This window comes from Arthrobacter sorbitolis (assembly GCF_054510995.1).
Genome location: NZ_JBTNDM010000001.1, coordinates 830,931 through 847,172, shown reverse-complemented (window position 1 = coordinate 847,172; position 16,242 = coordinate 830,931). Strand labels below are relative to the sequence as shown.

Here is a 16,242-nt window from a genome sequence, read left to right as displayed (position 1 = left end):
GTGCTGCCGGGGCGGGGGCCGCCCGGCGTCGCGTCCCGGCTGCGGGAACGCCCCGTCGGAGCGGGGCGTCGCATCCGGCCGGTCCGGCGCGCCCTGCAATACGCTGAAGTCATGAGCACCCCCGATCCGTCCGGGCAGCACCCCGGCAGCAGCAGTGCGGCGAGATCCGAAGCGCCCGCCCTGCCCGCGGTGCTGCGGTGGCGTCCCCTCACCTACGCCGATATCAACGCCTGGCTGGCGCTGATCCGGCGCATCGCGGCCGTGGACGAACCCGACTGGGTGGAACAGCGCGCCGACCTCGAGCAGGCGCTGCGGGCCTCCAAGAACGATCCTCGCCGGGACACGATCGCAGGGTTCGACCAGGACGGCGTGCCCCGTGCCTTCGGGCGCCTGTCCATGAACTCCGGTTCCTCCCTCGTCCACGGCGCGGGCGGCGTCGACCCGGGGTGGCGCGGGCGGGGCATCGGACGCGCGGTCCTCGCCTGGCAGGCCTGGCGGGCGGCGGCGCGACTGCGCGAGACCGGCCAGACCCACGGTATCTTCCGGAACTACGTGGAGGAACGCAACCCCTCGCACCTGGCACTGCTCACGGCGAGCGGGAGCACGATCGTCCGGTACTTCACCGAGATGACGCGGCCGCTGGACCAGCCCATCCCCGACCTGCCCTTCCCCGCCGAACTGGACCTCGTGAGCTTCGCCGACGGCGCCGACCGGAATATCACGGAGCTCGTCCGGCTCGCCCACAACGATGCCTTCCAGGACCACTGGGGGAGCGAGCCGCGTGACCAGGAGTCGTGGCAGTTCACCGTCAGCCACCCCGAGTTCCGCGCCGACTGGAGCCTCGCGCTGCTCGACCAGGCCAGGGGGGAGGTGGCGGCCTACCAGCTCGCCAGCTACGACCCCGACTCCCGCGATCTGCTGGGCCACACGGAGGGTTACACGGACCTGCTGGGCGTGCGGAGGTCGTGGCGCGGCCGCGGCCTGGCGCCGGCGCTCCTGGCCGAGGCGATGAGGCGTTACCGGGCTGCCGGGATGGACAATGCAGGGCTGGGCGTCGACACCGAGAACCCGTCGGGTGCGCTCGGCCTCTACGAACGCATGGGGTACGTGCCGACGCAGCGCGCGATCGTGTTCGACCTCCCGCTCACCGTTCCCGCGGACTGACCGGAAGCATCCCGGACCCGCGTCGTCGGCCGCCCGCTCTGTGACCGCCGTCGTTCCCGGTCCTGGCGCTCCGAACCGCGGGTGAACCCGGCGCGGCGGCCCGGAGGCGGGGCGGCGTTCCACCGGGTCCGGGCACCCGCCGCGGCGGTCCGACCGGCGGGCGGCTAGAGCAGGGTCCCCTGGCCGTCCGCCGCGTCCACCGGCTCCGGAGCGCCGGGCGCCGATCCGTCCACGACCCGGACCTCGGCGGTCCCTGCGGGCGCGACCGGCCTCGACGCCTCCATGAGCCCCGCCAGTCCCGGCCCGACGGCGTCGATCTGCTGCGTCAGCGGGACGCCCGAGCCGTCACGCCGCCCGTGTTCGGTGGGCAGTGCACGGGCGACGCCGTTGGCCGACGCGGCACGCGCCGGGCCGTGGCCGGCCCACGCGAGGGACAGGGTCTCCTCCCCGCGGAGGAACCGGTGCGCCCGCACGCCCGCCGTGGCCCGGCCCTTGACGGGGTACTCGGAGAACTCGGTGATCTTCGCCGACCCGGCGGCCGTGCCGGGGAGGGCGTTCCCGGCCGCGGCGACGGTCACCACCACGCCCTGTTCGTCCCCGGTGGCCACCGCGCCGAAGTGCAGCACGGAATCGCCGGACGTGAGCTTGATGCCCGCCATGCCGCCGGCCGTCCTGCCCTGCGGGCGGACCACGGACGCCGGGAACCTGAGCAGCTGCGCCAGGCGCGTGATGAACACGAGGTCGTCGGAGTCGGAGGCGGCTGCGACGCCCACGACCCTGTCCTTCGGCTTGAGCGTGATGACCTCCCAGTCGTCACGGTTCAGCGGGTAGTCGGGCTGCACGCGCTTCACCACGCCCTGCGCGGTCCCGAGTGCCACGACACCGTTCAGCGGGGCCAGCCCCACGAGGCTCTCACCGCGCTCGAGCGTGATGAACTCCGACGACGGCACCCCGCCCGCCAGGTTCGGTACCCCGGCGGTGGGCGGCAGGGCCGGCATGTCCATGACCTGCAGGCGGATCATGCGGCCGGCGGAGGTCACGGCTGCCACCTCGCCGCGCGCGGTCGACGGCAGGACGGATCTGAAGGCGTCGTGCTTGATGCGCTGTCCGTCGCCGAGGGGCTGGCGGTCCGAGGTGCGGGCGAGCTGCCCGGATGCCGAGAGCAGCACCCAGCAGGGGTCGTCGGCGATCTCGAGCGGCAGCACGGACTTCGCGCCCTTGCCGGCCGGGGCAGGAAGCGTGGAGCCCTTGAGCGGTGCGGCGGCCTCCGACTCGAGCAGGACGGTCCGGCGCGGGGTCGCGAACTGGTCGGCCAGTTCCGCGAGTTCGTCGGACACGAGCGTGCGGAGCCGTTCCTCGGAACCGAGGATGGCCTCCAGCTCGGCGATGTCCAGGCGGAGCTGCTCCTGTTCCTTCTCGAGCTCGATCCGCGAGAACCGGGTCAGCTGGCGCAGGCGCAGCTCGAGGATGTGGTTGGCCTGGATCTCGGTGAGGTCGTAGATGGACATGAGCCGTACCCGGGCGGCCGAGGACTCGTCCGAGGAGCGGATGATCTGGATGACCTCGTCGATGTCGACGATCGCCACGAGCAGGCCCTCGACCAGGTGCAGCCGGTCGCGCTTGCGCTGCAGCCGGAAAGAGGTGCGCCGGCGGACCACGAGGATCCGGTGGGTGACGTAGACCTGCAGGAGCTCCCGGAGCCCGAGCGTGCGGGGCTGCCCGTCGACGAGCGCGACGTTGTTGATGCCGAAGGAGTCCTCCATCGGCGTGAAGCGGTAGAGCTGCGCCAGCACGGCGTTCGGGTTGAACCCGTTCTTGAGCTCGATCACGAGGCGGAGCCCGTGGGTCCGGTCGGTCAGGTCGACGATGTCCGAGATGCCCTGCAGCTTCTTGGAGGTGACGGCGTCCTTGATCCGCTCGATCACCTTCTCCGGCCCCACCGTGTACGGCAGTTCCGTCACCACGAGGCCCGTCCGGCGCGCCGACAGCTGCTCGACCGTCACGGTCGCGCGGGTCTTGAAGGAGCCGCGGCCCGTCGCATAGGCGTCGCGGACGCCGTCGAGCCCCACGATCTTGCCGCCGCTCGGCAGGTCGGGTCCGGGCACGAAGCGCGTCAGGTCCTCGAGGGACGCATCCGGGTGGGCGATGAGGTGGCGGGCCGCGGCGACGATTTCGCCGAGGTTGTGCGGCGGCATGTTCGTGGCCATGCCCACGGCGATCCCGCTGGCACCGTTCACGAGCAGGTTCGGGAAGGCGGCGGGGAGGACCTCGGGCTGCGTCAGCTGGTTGTCGTAGTTGGGGACGAAGTCGACGACGTCCTCGTCGAGGTGGTTCGTCAGGGTCAGGGCGGCCGCCGCGAGGCGCGCCTCGGTGTACCGGGCGGCGGCGGGGCCGTCGTCGAGGGACCCGAAGTTGCCGTGGCCGTCGATGAGGGGGAGGCGCAGGGAGAAGTCCTGGGCCATGCGCACCATGGCGTCGTAGATGGCGGTGTCACCGTGCGGGTGCAGCTTGCCCATGACCTCGCCGACGACGCGCGCGGACTTCACATGCCCGCGGTCCGGGCGCAGGCCCATGTCCGTCATCATGTAAAGGATGCGCCGCTGGACGGGCTTCAGCCCGTCGCGCGCATCGGGGAGGGCACGCGAGTAGATCACGGAGTACGCGTACTCGAGGAAGGAATCCTCCATCTCGGCCTTGACGTCGATGTCGATGATCTTCTCGGTGTAATCCTCCGGCGGTGCGGAGTTCTGGCGCCTGGCCACGTGGCGGTTCCTCAACAACTCAGGTGTTCGAATGGGGTGGTCTGCGGGCATCCGCGCGTCAGATCGCGGCTCGGGCCGGGAACGGGGGATGCCGACTACCCTGAGTCTATGGCGACGGACGGACAATACCCGGAATATTGGGAGGCTGATGTCGTGCTGCGCGACGGCGGGACCGGGCACCTGCGGCCCATCTCGCCCTCCGATGCGGACGCCGTGCAGGCGTTCCACGTCCGCCAGTCGCAGAACTCCATCTACCTGCGGTTCTTCACCTACAAGGCCAAGCTCAGCGCGAAGGAGCTCAAGCGCTTCACGGAGGTGGACCACCGGGACCGCGTGGCCTTCGTCATCACGCGGGGCTCCGACATCATCGGCATCGGCCGCTACGACCGCCTCGACGACCCGCTCGAGGCCGAGGTCGCCTTCAACGTCTCGGACCACCACCAGGGGCGCGGCGTCGGGTCGATCCTGCTCGAACACCTCGCCGCGGCCGCCCGCGAGAACGGCATCCGGCGCTTCTCCGCCGAGGTCCTCCCCGAGAACCGCAAGATGATCACGGTCTTCGCCGAGGCCGGCTACGAGGTGGCGCGGCACTTCGACGACGGCGTGGTGATGCTGAGCTTCGACATCGACCCCACCCGGAAGTCGCGGGCGGTGATGGAGGCGCGCGAGCACCGCGCGGAGGCGAGGAGCATGGCCGAGCTCCTCACACCGTCGTCGGTGGCCGTCATCGGGGCGAGCCGCGAGCGGGGCACCGTCGGCTACGCCCTGCTGGAGCACCTCATCGACGGCGGTTTCACGGGCCGCGTGTACGCCGTCAACCCGGAGGCCTTCGAGCTGCACGGCATGATCTCCCACGCCTCGCTGGCCGAGGTCCCCGAACCCGTGGACCTCGCCGTCGTCGCCGTGCCCCACGACCAGGTGGATGCGGTGGTGGACGAATGCGCCCGCGCCGGGGTCAGGGGGCTCCTCGTGGCGACGGCCGGGTACGCCGACGACGGCGGGGAAGGGCTGGCGCGGCAGCGGGACCTCGTGCACAAGGCCCGCGCGCACGGCATGCGCGTGGTGGGCCCGGCGTCGCTGGGGCTCGTGAACACCGACCCCACGGTCCGCCTCAACGCCTCGATGGCGCCGGAGCTGCCCCGCCGGGGTGCCCTCTCGCTCTTCAGCCAGTCGGCGGGACTCGGGGTGCTCCTCTACGCGAGCGCGCACCGCCGCGGGCTCGGGGTGTCGTCCGTGATCTCGGCGGGCAACCGCGCGGACGTGTCCGGGAACGACGCCATGCAGTTCTGGGAGGACGACACCACCACCCGTGCCGTCGGACTGTACTTCGAATCGATCGGCAACCCCCGGAAGTTCTCACGCATCGCCCGCCGCCTCGCGCGGACGAAGCCCGTCATCGTCGCGAAGTCCGACGTCACGGGACTCCAGCTCCCGCCGGGCCACGCGGTGCGGACCACCCAGGCGCCGGCCGGGGCCCTCGACTCGATGCTCCGCCAGTCCGGGGTGATGAGGGTCGAGACGACGGAACAGCTCATGGACATCGCGCAGATCGTCGCCAGCCAGCCGCTGCCGCAGGGGTCCGGCGTCGCGGTCTTCAGCAACTCGTCGGCGCTCGGCAAGGTCGTGGCCGACGGCGTCGTCTCCCAGGGGATGACCGTCGCGCGGCTCGAAGCCGGCCTGCAACTCGACACCGGGCAGTCCGTGGCCCTGCCCGCCCTCGCCGCGGCCGTGGAGGAGGCACTGCGCGCGGAGTCCGTCCACGCCGCGATCGTCACCACGCTGCCGGCCCGGGGCCTGACGGCCGGCAGCGTGGCCGCATGCCTGCAGGGGTGCGCCGAGCGGGCCGGCAAGCCGGTCATCGCATCCTTCACGGGCATCCTCGACGCCCGGCTGCAGCTCGACGGGCTCGTGTGCGCGCCGTCGGACTCCCCGCAGGAGGCGGAGGCCACCGTCGCAAGGCCCCTCGAGGCCGGCGGGGGCGCCCCGGCGGGAGGGGACGGCGGTGCCGACGCACCGGCCGAACCCGGGACCGCCGCCGTCCTGCCCCTGCAGCGCGGACTGCCCTGCTTCCCGAGCCCGGGCGCCGCGCTCGCGGCCCTCGGCGCCGTCGTCAGGTACGCGCAGTGGCGTGCCCGCGACCACGGCGAGTTCGTCGACCCGGCAGGGATCGACGTCGACGAGGCCGCGCGGGTCCTCGGGCAGGTCCGTGCGCGGGTCGCGGACATCGAACTCACCCGGCTCACGCCCGACGAGTGCGCATCGCTCATGGGCGCCTACGGCATCCGGCTCCTGCCGTCGGCCCGCTTCTCCTCCGCCGACGAGGCGGTCGAGGAGGCCGGCCGCCTCGGCTGGCCGGTCGCCCTGAAGACCATGGACGAGCACCTCCGGCACCGCCTCGACCTCGGCGGGGTGCGGCTGAACATCGACGACGCCGAGTCCCTCCGGCGCAACATCACCCGGATGGAGAAGGTGCTCGCGCCCTTCGGGCACTTCGGCATGGAGGTGCAGTCGATGGCACCCCCCGGCCAGGCCTGCAGCGTCCGCGCCATCGAGGACCCGCTCATGGGCCCCGTGGTGTCCTTCGGGCTCGCCGGGGATTCCGTCAACCTCCTCGACGACTGGGCCCACGCCGTCCCGCCGCTGAGCACCGGCGACATCGCCGACCTCGTCAGGGCGCCGCGCGCCTCCCGCAAGCTCTTCGGCTACCAGGGCCTCCCGCCCGCGGATGTCGCGGCGATCGAGGACCTCGTGGCCCGCGTGGCCCTGCTGAAGGACAACCACCCCGAGATCGCGCTGCTCGATTTCAACCCGGTGCTCGTCGCGTCGTCGGGCCTCACCGTACTCAGCGCCGCGATCGACGTCGGCAACCCCCAGCGGCGGACCGACAGCGCACGCCGCGCCATGCGCGACTGACGCCTCCGGGTTAGGCACAACGCGGTGCGGTGGGGGAAACTGGGGGTATGACCCCATCGCTTTCCGCGCAGTGGCGCGACCTCGACGCGTCGCTCGAGCGGGCGGGCTTCTACCCGCGCCTCGTGGCCGACGTCGTCCACGACGCGCTCGACGGGCGCGAGCCGCTGTCGCACGTCGCGCACCTCGAGACGCACTTCGAGCGCACGGAGGTGCACCGGCACATCACCGTGCTCGTGCTCACCGAGGACATGCTCGTCATCACGCATGTGGACGACCAGCAGCTCGACGACGCCGGCGAGCAGGTGACGGCGCAGATCTCCACGGAGTCCGTCCCCGTCAGCCAGATCCAGTCGGTGGTGCTCAGCTACCTCTACGCCCAGCCGCAGGACTACAAGCCCAGCGACCCCGTCCGCGAGATGACGCTCGCGATCGCCTGGTCCGGCGGGCAGCGCCTCGACATCGGGCCGGCGAGCTGCGGCGACCCCTCCTGCGACGCCGACCACGGACTCACCGGCACGGTCGCGCAGGAGGACATCGTCCTGCGGGTCAGCGCCGAGGCGGACGGTGCACAGGCCGTCCAGAACGCGAAGGCGTTCGCCCGCGCCCTGCGGAAGGCCAACACGGCCAGCCCGGCGGCGGGTGTCTTCGTCGGGCCTCCGGAGGTCGCGGCGCGCCGGCAGCCCGGCTTCGGTGGGCGGTTCAACCGGGCGCACCACCAGCAGTAGCCGTGTCCCTCGCGCACAGGGAGCCCCTCCCGGCTCCGCCCTTCTACGGTGCCTCCACGGTGGCCGACGTGATGACCAGTGCCGCCGCGGCGCTCGGCGTGGAGGGCTTCACCAACGCCCTGGCACTGCCGGCGTCGCGGCGGATCGCCGTCGTCATGGTGGACGGCCTCGGCATGTCGCTCCTGCGCAGGTACGCCGCGCACGCACCCTTCCTGCGGGAGAGGCTCGACTCCGCCCGCATCCTGTCGTCCGCCTTCCCCTCCACGACGGCGGCCTCGCTCGCCAGCCTCGGCACGGGCCTGGCCCCCGGCCAGCACGGCATGGTGGGCTACGACGTCCTCGACCCCGCGCAGGACCGCGTCGTGAACATGCTCGGGCGCTGGGACGCCGACGTCGATCCGATGTCCTGGCAGCCCCACCCGACGGTCTTCGAGCGGGTGTCCGCCCACCTGCCGGTGGTCACCGTCAGCCAGCCACGCTTCGAGGACTCGCCCATGACGCGGGCGGCACTGCGCGGCGCCACGTTCGCCGGCGCGGGCACCATCCACGCGCGGATCGACGCAGCCGCGGAGCACCTGGGCCGGGTGCCGTCCATGCTCCTCTACTTCTACGTCAACGACCTCGACAAGGCGGGTCACCGGTACGGCATCGACTCCCCGGAGTGGGTGCGTGCGCTGGAGGACCTGGACGCCGCGCTGAAGCTCCTGGCCCGCAGGGTGCCGTCCGACACGCTCCTGCTGCTCACCGCGGACCACGGCATGGTCGACATCCCTGCGTCCCAGCGCATCGACTACTCCCAGTACGCCGACCTCCTCGAGGGCGTGGCGCACACCGGCGGCGAGCCGCGCATGCTCCACCTCTACCTCGATCCTGCGCTCTCCGGCGAGGACCGGGACGCGCTGGCCCAACGCTGGCACGAGGCCTTCGGCTCGCGGGCCTGGATCCTCACGCGGGCGGAAGCCGTCGCCCACGGCTACTTCGGGACGGTGAGCGACGCCGTCCTGCCGCGCATCGGGGACCTGCTCGTCCTGGCCCGCGAGGGCATCGCCCTGATCGACGGACGCCGGGTCCAGCCGGCGGCCTTCGAGATGGTCGGACAGCACGGCTCCCTCACCCGGGCCGAACGGGACATCCCGCTGCTGACCCTGACGAAACCCGCGGCCGGTCGGAGCCGGGGCGGCAAGGGGTCCGGCCGTGGCTGAGCTGCTGTTCTTCTCCGGCACGATGGACTGCGGCAAGTCGACGCTCGCGCTGCAGATGGATCACAACCACAAGGCCCGCGGGCGGCGCGGAGTGCTCTTCACGTCCCACGACCGCGCGGGGGAGTCGATGATCTCCAGCCGCCTCGGGCTGCAGGTCCCGGCCGTCGAGGTCTTCCCGGACACGGACTTCTGGGTCGAGCTGACGGTCCGGCAGACCATGGGAGCGCGGATCGACTACGTCATCTGCGACGAGGCCCAGTTCTACTCGACCGACCAGATCGACCAGCTGGCGCGCGTCGTGGACGAGATGGAGATCGACGTGTTCGGCTTCGGCATCACCTCGGACTTCCGCACGCGGCTGTTCCCCGGGTCCCAGCGGCTCATCGAACTCGCCGACCGTGTGCAGGTCCTGCAGGTGGAGGCCCTCTGCTGGTGCGGCAAGCGGGCCACCCACAACGCCCGCACGGTGGACGGCGTCATGGTCGTCGAGGGCGACCAGATGGTGGTCGGGGACGTCGAGCGGTCGGTCGGCGCCGACCCGGACGCCGACGACCTGGACGCCGACGACCTGGGCCTCGACCTGCGCGGTCCCGGGCGGGGCACGGCGGAGGAGAGCCGCGAGCCGGTGGTCGGCTACGAGACGCTGTGCCGACGGCATCACATGCGCCGCCAGACCTCGAGGACGTCGCCGTCCCTCTACTCCAACGAGGCGCCGCTGCCCTTCGAGCCGAAGCAGCACAAACCCGGCAGAATCTGACCCCGCCGGACACCGGAGGAAACACCGGGGACGGACGACACGGCGTCGAGGACTCCCGGCGCGCACCGTTCCGGATCGTGCTCGCGGGAGTCGGGGCGGAGCCTTCCGGGTGCCGGCCGGGGTCACCGTCGGCGCCGCCGTGGCCCGGCGGGACATCGGGCGGGGCGCCGGGCGGCCCGTCAGGACAGCAGGGTCTCCCTGGCAGGTCCGACGCCGGCTGGTCCGACGCCGCTAGTCGCCCTTGCGGCCGAAGACGATGTCGTCCCAGCTCGGCACGCTGGACCGCTTCGGCTTCGGACGGCGCTCCGCAGCGGGCTCCGCCACGGGCTTCGCCGCGTCCTTCTCCTCCGTGCCCGCGTCCTCGGCGCGCCCCGGTGCGGGTCGCGCACCCGTGGAGCGGGACCCGGTCGCGGGCTGAGCGACGACGGGAGGCTGCTGCGGACGCGTGGGGTGCGCGAAGACGCTGATCTCGCGGGTTTCCGTGCTCACCCCGTCGTACAGCCGGGGCGTCCCGTCCTCATGGTGCGGGGAGTCCGGCTCCGCGGCGAGGACGTCCTCGGCGTCTTCCGCCGCACGCGGCGCGAGGGTGAGACCTGCCACCTGGACGTCCTGGTCCTCGTGGACCGCGTCGTCGGTCCTCGGGTGCGCGGCAGGGATGCCACCCCGGCTCAGGAGTTCGGCGAGGGCGTCGTCGCCGTCCTCGTCGGCACCCAGGCGCTGGCCGCGGCGCGAGCGGAGGACGTCCAGCAGGCCGTCCTGGTCCGCCTGCGCCGGCTCCGGCACCTCGTCGGCCTTCTCCGCCTCGAAATCGAAGACGTGGTCCGCCACGGCGCTGAGCCTGCGGGCGGGCAGCGGGCCGTCGAGCGGCTCCAGTTCGCTGAGGACCTGCGCCCACCGGTTGCCGTTGGTGACGGTCTTCCGCGTCGGGTTGTAGGTCCACCGGGCGGGCGGCTGCTCGCCGAGATCCACCCCCGCGTCGGGCAGGTCGAAGGCCGCCTCGACGTGCCACGAGCCATCCTGGCGACGCCAGGAGTCCCACTCGAGCGACGACGGATCGATCCCGTAGCTGCGGACCCTGAACGCCACCATGTCCCCGAGGAGGGCGGGGCTCTCCCCGAACGCGGAGCGGTAGCCGTCGTGGCTCGGCAGGGGGGTCGCCACCTCCACGCGCTGGGCGAGATACGCCACGTAGTCACGCTCGGCGCGGACCGGACCCTCGTAGCGCTCGACGTGCGCGAGGTCGAGGCCGGACTCCGCGGAGACCTGCTCCGCCGTCGCGCCCATGCGGATGCGTGCCTGGATGTCCCGCGGGGTCAGGTGGACCGGGGGCTTCGCCGGCTTCCGCCGGGGTTCCTCGGGCACCGGCCCTGCGGGCGCCTGCGATGCCGGCGCGGTCGATGCACCCGCCCGGGTGGTCGCGGTGCGCAGCGCGTCGTCGACGGGCAGCCGGTAGGACGTGCCCTCCTCGCCGCTCAACAGCAGATGTTCGCCATCCACACCCACCAGGCGTAACTCCTGCATCGATTCCTCCAGCCGACAATAATTCCTAGGTGAAACTGTGCCACTGAATGGCAGCCTTTCCTACTACGCGGCAAGGCGTGGCGCACGTCGCAGGGCCGGCGGGCACAAATCCGGCTCCGTCGTCGTTATGCGAGCCGATGGTGCTCGCCCGTCGGGCGGGAGGGGACGAAGGGGGAAGAGGCAGGATGACGATGGATCACGGAACGGTGTGGACGACGGTCGACGACGAGGCGGAGCTGCAGGGGAGGCCCGCCGTGCGGGTCGCCGCGCCCGGGACGGCGGCAGCGACGGCACCCGTGCCGCCGCTGATCGACGAGGACGAACTCGAGGCAGCTGATTCCTTCGACCTGCCGGGCGCGGACCTGTCCAGCGAGGAGATCTCGGTGCAGATCCTCGCGGCGCAGGCCGACGAGTTCACGTGCGCGTCGTGCTTCCTCGTACGCCACCGTTCGCAGATCGCCCATGACCGGGGCGGGCTGCTCTACTGCGTCGACTGCGACGGCTGAGACCGACGGGTCAGCGGCCGAGCGCCGCAGCGAGACGCTCGGGGGTGCGCGAGGACGCGAGCCAGTACGGGGTGCGGTCCTCGGGGTCCGTGACCTCGATGCGCACCACGGGCGAGATCCAGCCGCGGATGCAGAGGTAGGCGAGACCGTTCAGTCCCGGCCCGCGCTGGTACGTGGCGTCGTCGCCCGTGAACCACTCCACGGCGCCGAGGTACGTCCGCTCGATGCTCGCGCGCCCGACGGTGAGGGTGGTCGCCGTGACGGCGATGCGGGGCGTCGAGAGGAGGAGCAGCGTGAACACGATGATCGCGACGACGGCGGCGACACCGTAGGCGACTCCCATGGAGATGGGCGCGAACATCACGATCGTGGCCGCGGAGAAGCCCGCCGCGATGAGCCAGACCCAGGGTGACGGCCAGAGGCGCTCCTCGTAGAGGACGGCCTGGTCGGGTGTGTTCCGGGGGGCTTCCCCTGGCGCGCTGGACATGACTCCAGCATTCCACCAATTCTCCGAGGACTCATCCCGGCCGCCGTCCTCCCGGGCAAAGGGGCTAAGGTGGGGTGCTGGTAACCGGATAGCGTGCGTGGGAGATGCGGTCGATGAGTACACAGCAGGACCTCCCGGTCCAGATCTTGATGCTCGACGACGGTCTCGAGCCGCCCGCCTACGCCACCGACGGAGACGCCGGGGCGGACCTGCGCACCGCCGTCGACGTCGTCCTCGCACCGGGTGAGCGTTCCCTCGTCCCGACAGGAGTGGCGATGGCCCTCCCCGCCGGTTACGTGGGTCTCGTGCATCCGCGTTCGGGCCTCGCCGCGCGTCACGGTGTGACCATCGTCAACGCCCCGGGCACCATCGACGCCGGCTACCGCGGCGAGATCAAGGTCTCCCTCCTCAACACCGACTCCAGCCGGACCGTGCGCTTCGCGCGCGGCGACCGCATCGCCCAGCTGGTCATCCAGCGCGTCGAGCATGCGGTGTTCACGACGGTGGACGAGCTGCCCGGGAGCGTGCGCGGCACGGGCGGGTTCGGCTCGACCGGCGGGTTCGGCCCCGCCGACCCGGCGCCGGCCGCCGTCGGCTCTCCCGCTGACGGCTGATCCGCGCGCGCACCCACCGAAGACTGCACCTACTCGACCACGGAACCAGGAAAGGAACCCGGAGATGGCTTTTGGGCGCCTCAGGAAGAAGAAGAACGACGACGCGGACGCGTCGGAGAGCCAGGCCGCCACGGCGCCCGCCGACGCTGCACCGGAGTCCCTCCGCGACGGGTTCGCCGTGTCGGGCGACGGCGCGGAGGCCGCGGTCGACGCCACGGATGCCACGGACACCACGGATGCCACGGCCGCCACGGACGCCGTAGACCCCGGAGCCGGCGATACTTCCGCCGTGTCGGGCGACGGCACGGTCCCCCCGGTGCCGGCAGGGCACGTGGCGAGCGCCGACTACGAGCGGTCGGCGCTCGGTCCGTTCGACCTCACCGAGCAGGAGACGGAGAGCGGCTACATCGACCTGGGTGCCCTCCGCATCCATGCGGCCGAGGGGTTGCAGCTGCGCCTCGAGGTGGAGGAACGCAGCAAGCGCGTCATCGCCGTGACGCTGGACCTCGGGGGTTCGACACTGCAGCTCCAGGCCTTCGCGGCGCCGAAGACCGAGGGGCTCTGGGAGGAGATCCGGGAGCAGATCGGCGCATCGGTGGGGTCGCAGGGCGGCACCGTCGAGGAGCGGCCGGGACGCCTCGGGACGGAGCTCCTCGCCAAGCTGCCGGCTCAGACCCCCGACGGCCAGCCGGGCTACCGCGTGGCGCGCTTCGTGGGCGTCAACGGCCCCCGCTGGTTCCTCCGCGGCGTCTTCGGCGGTCCCGCAGCGCTCGACCGGACTGCCGCGGCACCCATGGAGAAGCTCTTCCGCAGCGTCGTGGTGGTCCGCGGCGATCACCCGCTCCCGCCGCGCGAACTGCTCCAGCTCCGGTTGCCGAAGGACGCCTCCGCGGGCCCTCCGCAGGCGACCGCACCCGTACGCCCCGACCTCAATCCGCTCGTGCGCGGTCCCGAGATCACCGAGACCCGCTGACTCCGGTGCCCGCACGGCAGTACGCACCCGACGCCGCGGACCCGGAGGGCCCGACAGGCCGGTCCGTGTCCGATCGGTCGGCGGCCGTGCCCCCGGTGCTCCCCGCCCCGACGGGCCCGGCGTCCGCGGCTGCCGCGTCCCTGCCCCAGCGGGGGAGAATCAAGGCGCACGGAGTCATCGCGCGGCTCACCATCGCTCCGGCGACCGCCCCGCCGTCGTTCGCGGCCCTCGCGAGGATCGACTGGAACGGCGCGAGCGAGGACGTCCGGCTCATCTGGATGGGCCAGCGGCGCGTCCCGGGCATCGAGGCCGGTGTCGCCCTGCGCTTCGAGGGGATGCTGAGCCGCGTCGAGGGCACCCCCACCGTGTACAACCCCCGCTACGAGATCATCGGCCGCCCCGAGGAGTACGAATGAGCAACCCCGCATGAGCCACCCGACGAACGAGCCCGGCGCCGACCGGGACCCGGACGACAGCGCCCGGAGGGCTGCCGGGCACCCGGCGACGCCGCCGCGCGCGCAGGCGAGCCCGACGGCGGCGGAGCTCGCGACCCAGTACGCGGCGAAGTCCGGCGTGCGCCGCAACCATGCGGGCCAGATCGACGTCCTCTCGTCGATCGGCGGGGTGCAGGGGCTCGCGGAGAGCATCGGCCCCGGACTCGTGTTCACGGTCCTCTTCACGCTCACCACGGACCTCCGGGTCTCCCTCATCGCGGCGCTGGCCGTCTCCGCGGTCTTCACCGCCGTCCGGCTCGTCTCGCGGACCCCGGTGACGCAGGCCATCGCCGGCCTGGTCGGCGTCGCCTTCTGCGCGTTCGTCGCACTGCGCACCGGCAACGCCGAGGACTTCTTCCTCCCCGGGTTCTTCATCAACGGCGCCTACATCCTCGCGATGACGGCCTCGGTGGTCCTCCGCTGGCCGATCGCCGGTCTCCTGTTCGGGTTCCTCCGCAACGAGGGCGTCGAGTGGCGCAAGGACCCCGCGCGGGTCCGCGCCTACACCCTCGCCACGTGGATCATCGTCTCGGTCCTCGCGTTGCGCCTGGTGGTGCAGGTGCCGCTCTACCTCGCCGAGAACATCGCGGCCCTCGGCTCCACGCGCGTGGCGATGGGCCTGCCGCTCTACGCCCTCGGTCTCTGGCTCGCGTGGGTCGTCTCCCGGCCGGTCGGCGACGTGCCCGCCGGCGCTGCGCCACCGAAGGGTTAGCCCGCGAGGACCGGCCGGCGGGAGGTCAGTCGGCGGTCGGGCCGGTCCGGTCCGTCCGGGCGGAGAGGGCGGCCCGGAGGTCGTCCTCCGCGGCGATGGCGGCGAGGAAGAACATCTCGTCGCCGCCCTCGACGACGTCGTCGGGGCTCGGGGTGATGGGGGAGTCGTCCCGCAGCACGGCCACGACCGCGCAGTCCTCGGGGAGGTCGATCGAGCCGATCGTGTCGCCGACGAGGGGGGAGTCCGCGGGCACCGTGAACTCGACGATCGAGGACACCCCGGTCTGCAGCGTCAGCAGGCGCACCACATCGCCGACCTCCACCGCCTCCTCCACGAGCGCCGTCATGAGGCGCGGGGTGTTGACGGCCACGTCGACGCCCCAGGAATCGTCGAACATCCAGTCGTTCTTGGGGTTGTTCACCCGGCCCACCGTGCGTCCCACGCCGAACTCGCTCTTGGCGAGCAGCGACACCACCAGGTTCACCTTGTCGTCGCCCGTCGCGGACACCACGACGTCGGCCTCGTCGAGGCGTGCGTCCTTGAGCGTCGTGAGTTCGCACGCGTCACCGATCAGCCACTTGGCGCCCTTGAGCCCGCTGCGGCCGATCACCTCCGGCTTCTCGTCGATCAGCAGGATCTCGTGGTTGTTGCCGAGCAGTTCCCGTGCGATCGAGGACCCCACGCTGCCGGCCCCGGCGATGACGACCCTCATCGGTTCTCCTCCTTCGGGGCGGCGGCGAGGATGCGGGTGATCTCGTCCGTCGCCGTCGTCTTCATCATGGCGTGCAGGATGTCGCCCTGCTGGTAGCTGGTCTCGGCGGTCGGGAGGATGCCCTCGCCGAACCGCGTGAGGTACGCGATCCGCACGCCGCTCGCGGCCTCGATACTCCGCAGCGACCGGCCGAGCCATGCGTCCGAGAGCGCGAGCTCGGCGAGGATCAGCCGCCCGGACGTCTCACGGAAGTCGCCGTTGATGGTCTGCTCGGGCAGGATCCGCCGCAGCACCTGGTCCGCGCTCCAGCGGACCGCGGCGACCGTGGGGATGCCGAGGCGCTGGTAGATCTCGGCGCGCCCCGGGTCGTAGATGCGGGCGACGACGTGCGGCACGTGGAAGGTCTCGCGGGCCACGCGCGTGGCGAGGATGTTGGAGTTGTCGCCGCTCGACACGGCGGCGAACGCGTAGGCGTCCTGGATCTCCGCGTACTTCAGGGTCTCCCGGTCGAATCCGACGCCTGTGACCTTGCGACCGCCGAACGAGGAACGCAGCCGGCGGAACGCGCGGTCGTCCTGGTCGATGATCGCGACCGAGTGCCCGGAGTCGTCGAGGGTGTGCGCCAGACTGACGCCCACCCTGCCGCACCCCATGATCACGAAATGAGCCACCGAGGGCACCCCTGATTCTTGGTGTAGAT

At 72.1% G+C, this 16,242-nt stretch carries 15 protein-coding genes; 10 read left to right on the top strand and 5 right to left on the bottom strand.

Going from position 1 to position 16,242, the window contains the following annotated elements:
- Positions 1-111: 111 nt before the first annotated feature.
- Positions 112-1,164: a GNAT family N-acetyltransferase gene (locus ACX80K_RS04055; protein ID WP_459270562.1), complete on the top strand. Its 1,053-nt coding sequence runs from the start codon at positions 112-114 to the stop codon at positions 1,162-1,164.
- 164 nt (positions 1,165-1,328) lie between these two features.
- Here ACX80K_RS04055 and ACX80K_RS04050 read toward each other — a convergent pair whose 3' ends face one another.
- Entirely contained in the window at positions 1,329-3,926 is a 2,598-nt protein-coding gene (locus ACX80K_RS04050) for a DNA gyrase/topoisomerase IV subunit A (protein WP_459270561.1), read from the bottom strand.
- A gap of 108 nt (positions 3,927-4,034) precedes the next feature.
- Between ACX80K_RS04050 and ACX80K_RS04045 the strand changes: the two genes are divergently transcribed.
- The 4 genes from ACX80K_RS04045 to ACX80K_RS04030 are packed head-to-tail and all read left to right on the top strand — an operon-like array spanning position 4,035 to position 9,523.
- Entirely contained in the window at positions 4,035-6,839 is a 2,805-nt protein-coding gene (locus tag ACX80K_RS04045; RefSeq protein WP_459270560.1) for a bifunctional acetate--CoA ligase family protein/GNAT family N-acetyltransferase, read from the top strand.
- Between the two features lie 47 nt (positions 6,840-6,886).
- A complete protein-coding gene (locus ACX80K_RS04040) occupies positions 6,887-7,564 on the top strand; it encodes a DUF5998 family protein (protein ID WP_459270559.1) in 678 nt (225 codons plus the stop codon).
- A gap of 2 nt (positions 7,565-7,566) precedes the next feature.
- Positions 7,567-8,766, top strand: a complete 1,200-nt coding sequence (locus ACX80K_RS04035) for an alkaline phosphatase family protein (RefSeq protein WP_459270558.1) — start codon at positions 7,567-7,569, stop codon at positions 8,764-8,766.
- Positions 8,759-9,523, top strand: coding sequence for a thymidine kinase (locus ACX80K_RS04030; RefSeq protein WP_459270557.1), 765 nt, complete (start codon positions 8,759-8,761; stop codon positions 9,521-9,523). The genes ACX80K_RS04035 and ACX80K_RS04030 overlap by 8 nt, the downstream gene beginning before the upstream one ends.
- A 231-nt stretch (positions 9,524-9,754) precedes the next feature.
- Here ACX80K_RS04030 and sepH read toward each other — a convergent pair whose 3' ends face one another.
- Entirely contained in the window at positions 9,755-11,044 is a 1,290-nt protein-coding gene (gene sepH / locus ACX80K_RS04025) for a septation protein SepH (RefSeq protein ID WP_459270556.1), read from the bottom strand.
- 191 nt (positions 11,045-11,235) lie between these two features.
- Between sepH and ACX80K_RS04020 the strand changes: the two genes are divergently transcribed.
- A complete protein-coding gene (locus ACX80K_RS04020) occupies positions 11,236-11,550 on the top strand; it encodes a DUF4193 family protein (RefSeq protein ID WP_459270555.1) in 315 nt (104 codons plus the stop codon).
- A gap of 10 nt (positions 11,551-11,560) precedes the next feature.
- Here ACX80K_RS04020 and ACX80K_RS04015 read toward each other — a convergent pair whose 3' ends face one another.
- Positions 11,561-12,037 (bottom strand): DUF3093 domain-containing protein, encoded by a 477-nt coding sequence (locus ACX80K_RS04015; protein ID WP_459270554.1) that lies wholly within the window; start codon positions 12,035-12,037, stop codon positions 11,561-11,563.
- Positions 12,038-12,141: 104 nt separating this feature from the next.
- Here ACX80K_RS04015 and dut point away from each other — a divergent pair, with 104 nt between their 5' ends.
- The 4 genes from dut to ACX80K_RS03995 all read left to right on the top strand — a co-directional run bounded on the left by dut (position 12,142) and on the right by ACX80K_RS03995 (position 14,830).
- Entirely contained in the window at positions 12,142-12,651 is a 510-nt protein-coding gene (gene dut, locus ACX80K_RS04010) for a dUTP diphosphatase (protein ID WP_459270553.1), read from the top strand.
- A gap of 289 nt (positions 12,652-12,940) precedes the next feature.
- Complete coding sequence (locus ACX80K_RS04005) at positions 12,941-13,624, top strand: DUF3710 domain-containing protein (RefSeq protein WP_459270685.1); 684 nt, start codon at positions 12,941-12,943, stop codon at positions 13,622-13,624.
- A 5-nt stretch (positions 13,625-13,629) separates the two neighbouring features.
- The gene (locus tag ACX80K_RS04000) at positions 13,630-14,040 is read left to right on the top strand and encodes a hypothetical protein (protein WP_459270552.1); all 411 of its coding nucleotides are present in this window, start codon (positions 13,630-13,632) and stop codon (positions 14,038-14,040) included.
- A 10-nt stretch (positions 14,041-14,050) separates the two neighbouring features.
- On the top strand, positions 14,051-14,830 hold the full coding sequence (locus ACX80K_RS03995; RefSeq protein ID WP_459270551.1) for a DUF3159 domain-containing protein: 780 nt from the start codon (positions 14,051-14,053) through the stop codon (positions 14,828-14,830).
- Between the two features lie 25 nt (positions 14,831-14,855).
- Here ACX80K_RS03995 and ACX80K_RS03990 read toward each other — a convergent pair whose 3' ends face one another.
- Positions 14,856-15,542 (bottom strand): potassium channel family protein, encoded by a 687-nt coding sequence (locus ACX80K_RS03990; protein ID WP_459270550.1) that lies wholly within the window; start codon positions 15,540-15,542, stop codon positions 14,856-14,858.
- Positions 15,539-16,213: a potassium channel family protein gene (locus ACX80K_RS03985; RefSeq protein ID WP_459270549.1), complete on the bottom strand. Its 675-nt coding sequence runs from the start codon at positions 16,211-16,213 to the stop codon at positions 15,539-15,541. The genes ACX80K_RS03990 and ACX80K_RS03985 overlap by 4 nt, the downstream gene beginning before the upstream one ends.
- Between the last annotated feature and the right edge of the window lie 29 nt (positions 16,214-16,242).

Coding starts and splice junctions, on each gene's coding strand:
- sepH (WP_459270556.1), bottom strand. CDS start 11,044: ATGCAGGAGTTACGCCTGGTGGGTGTGGATGGCGAACATCTGCTGTTG.
- ACX80K_RS04020 (WP_459270555.1), top strand. CDS start 11,236: ATGGATCACGGAACGGTGTGGACGACGGTCGACGACGAGGCGGAGCTG.
- ACX80K_RS04040 (WP_459270559.1), top strand. CDS start 6,887: ATGACCCCATCGCTTTCCGCGCAGTGGCGCGACCTCGACGCGTCGCTC.
- ACX80K_RS04055 (WP_459270562.1), top strand. CDS start 112: ATGAGCACCCCCGATCCGTCCGGGCAGCACCCCGGCAGCAGCAGTGCG.
- ACX80K_RS03990 (WP_459270550.1), bottom strand. CDS start 15,542: ATGAGGGTCGTCATCGCCGGGGCCGGCAGCGTGGGGTCCTCGATCGCA.
- ACX80K_RS03995 (WP_459270551.1), top strand. CDS start 14,051: ATGAGCCACCCGACGAACGAGCCCGGCGCCGACCGGGACCCGGACGAC.
- ACX80K_RS04015 (WP_459270554.1), bottom strand. CDS start 12,037: ATGTCCAGCGCGCCAGGGGAAGCCCCCCGGAACACACCCGACCAGGCC.
- dut (WP_459270553.1), top strand. CDS start 12,142: ATGCGGTCGATGAGTACACAGCAGGACCTCCCGGTCCAGATCTTGATG.
- ACX80K_RS04045 (WP_459270560.1), top strand. CDS start 4,035: ATGGCGACGGACGGACAATACCCGGAATATTGGGAGGCTGATGTCGTG.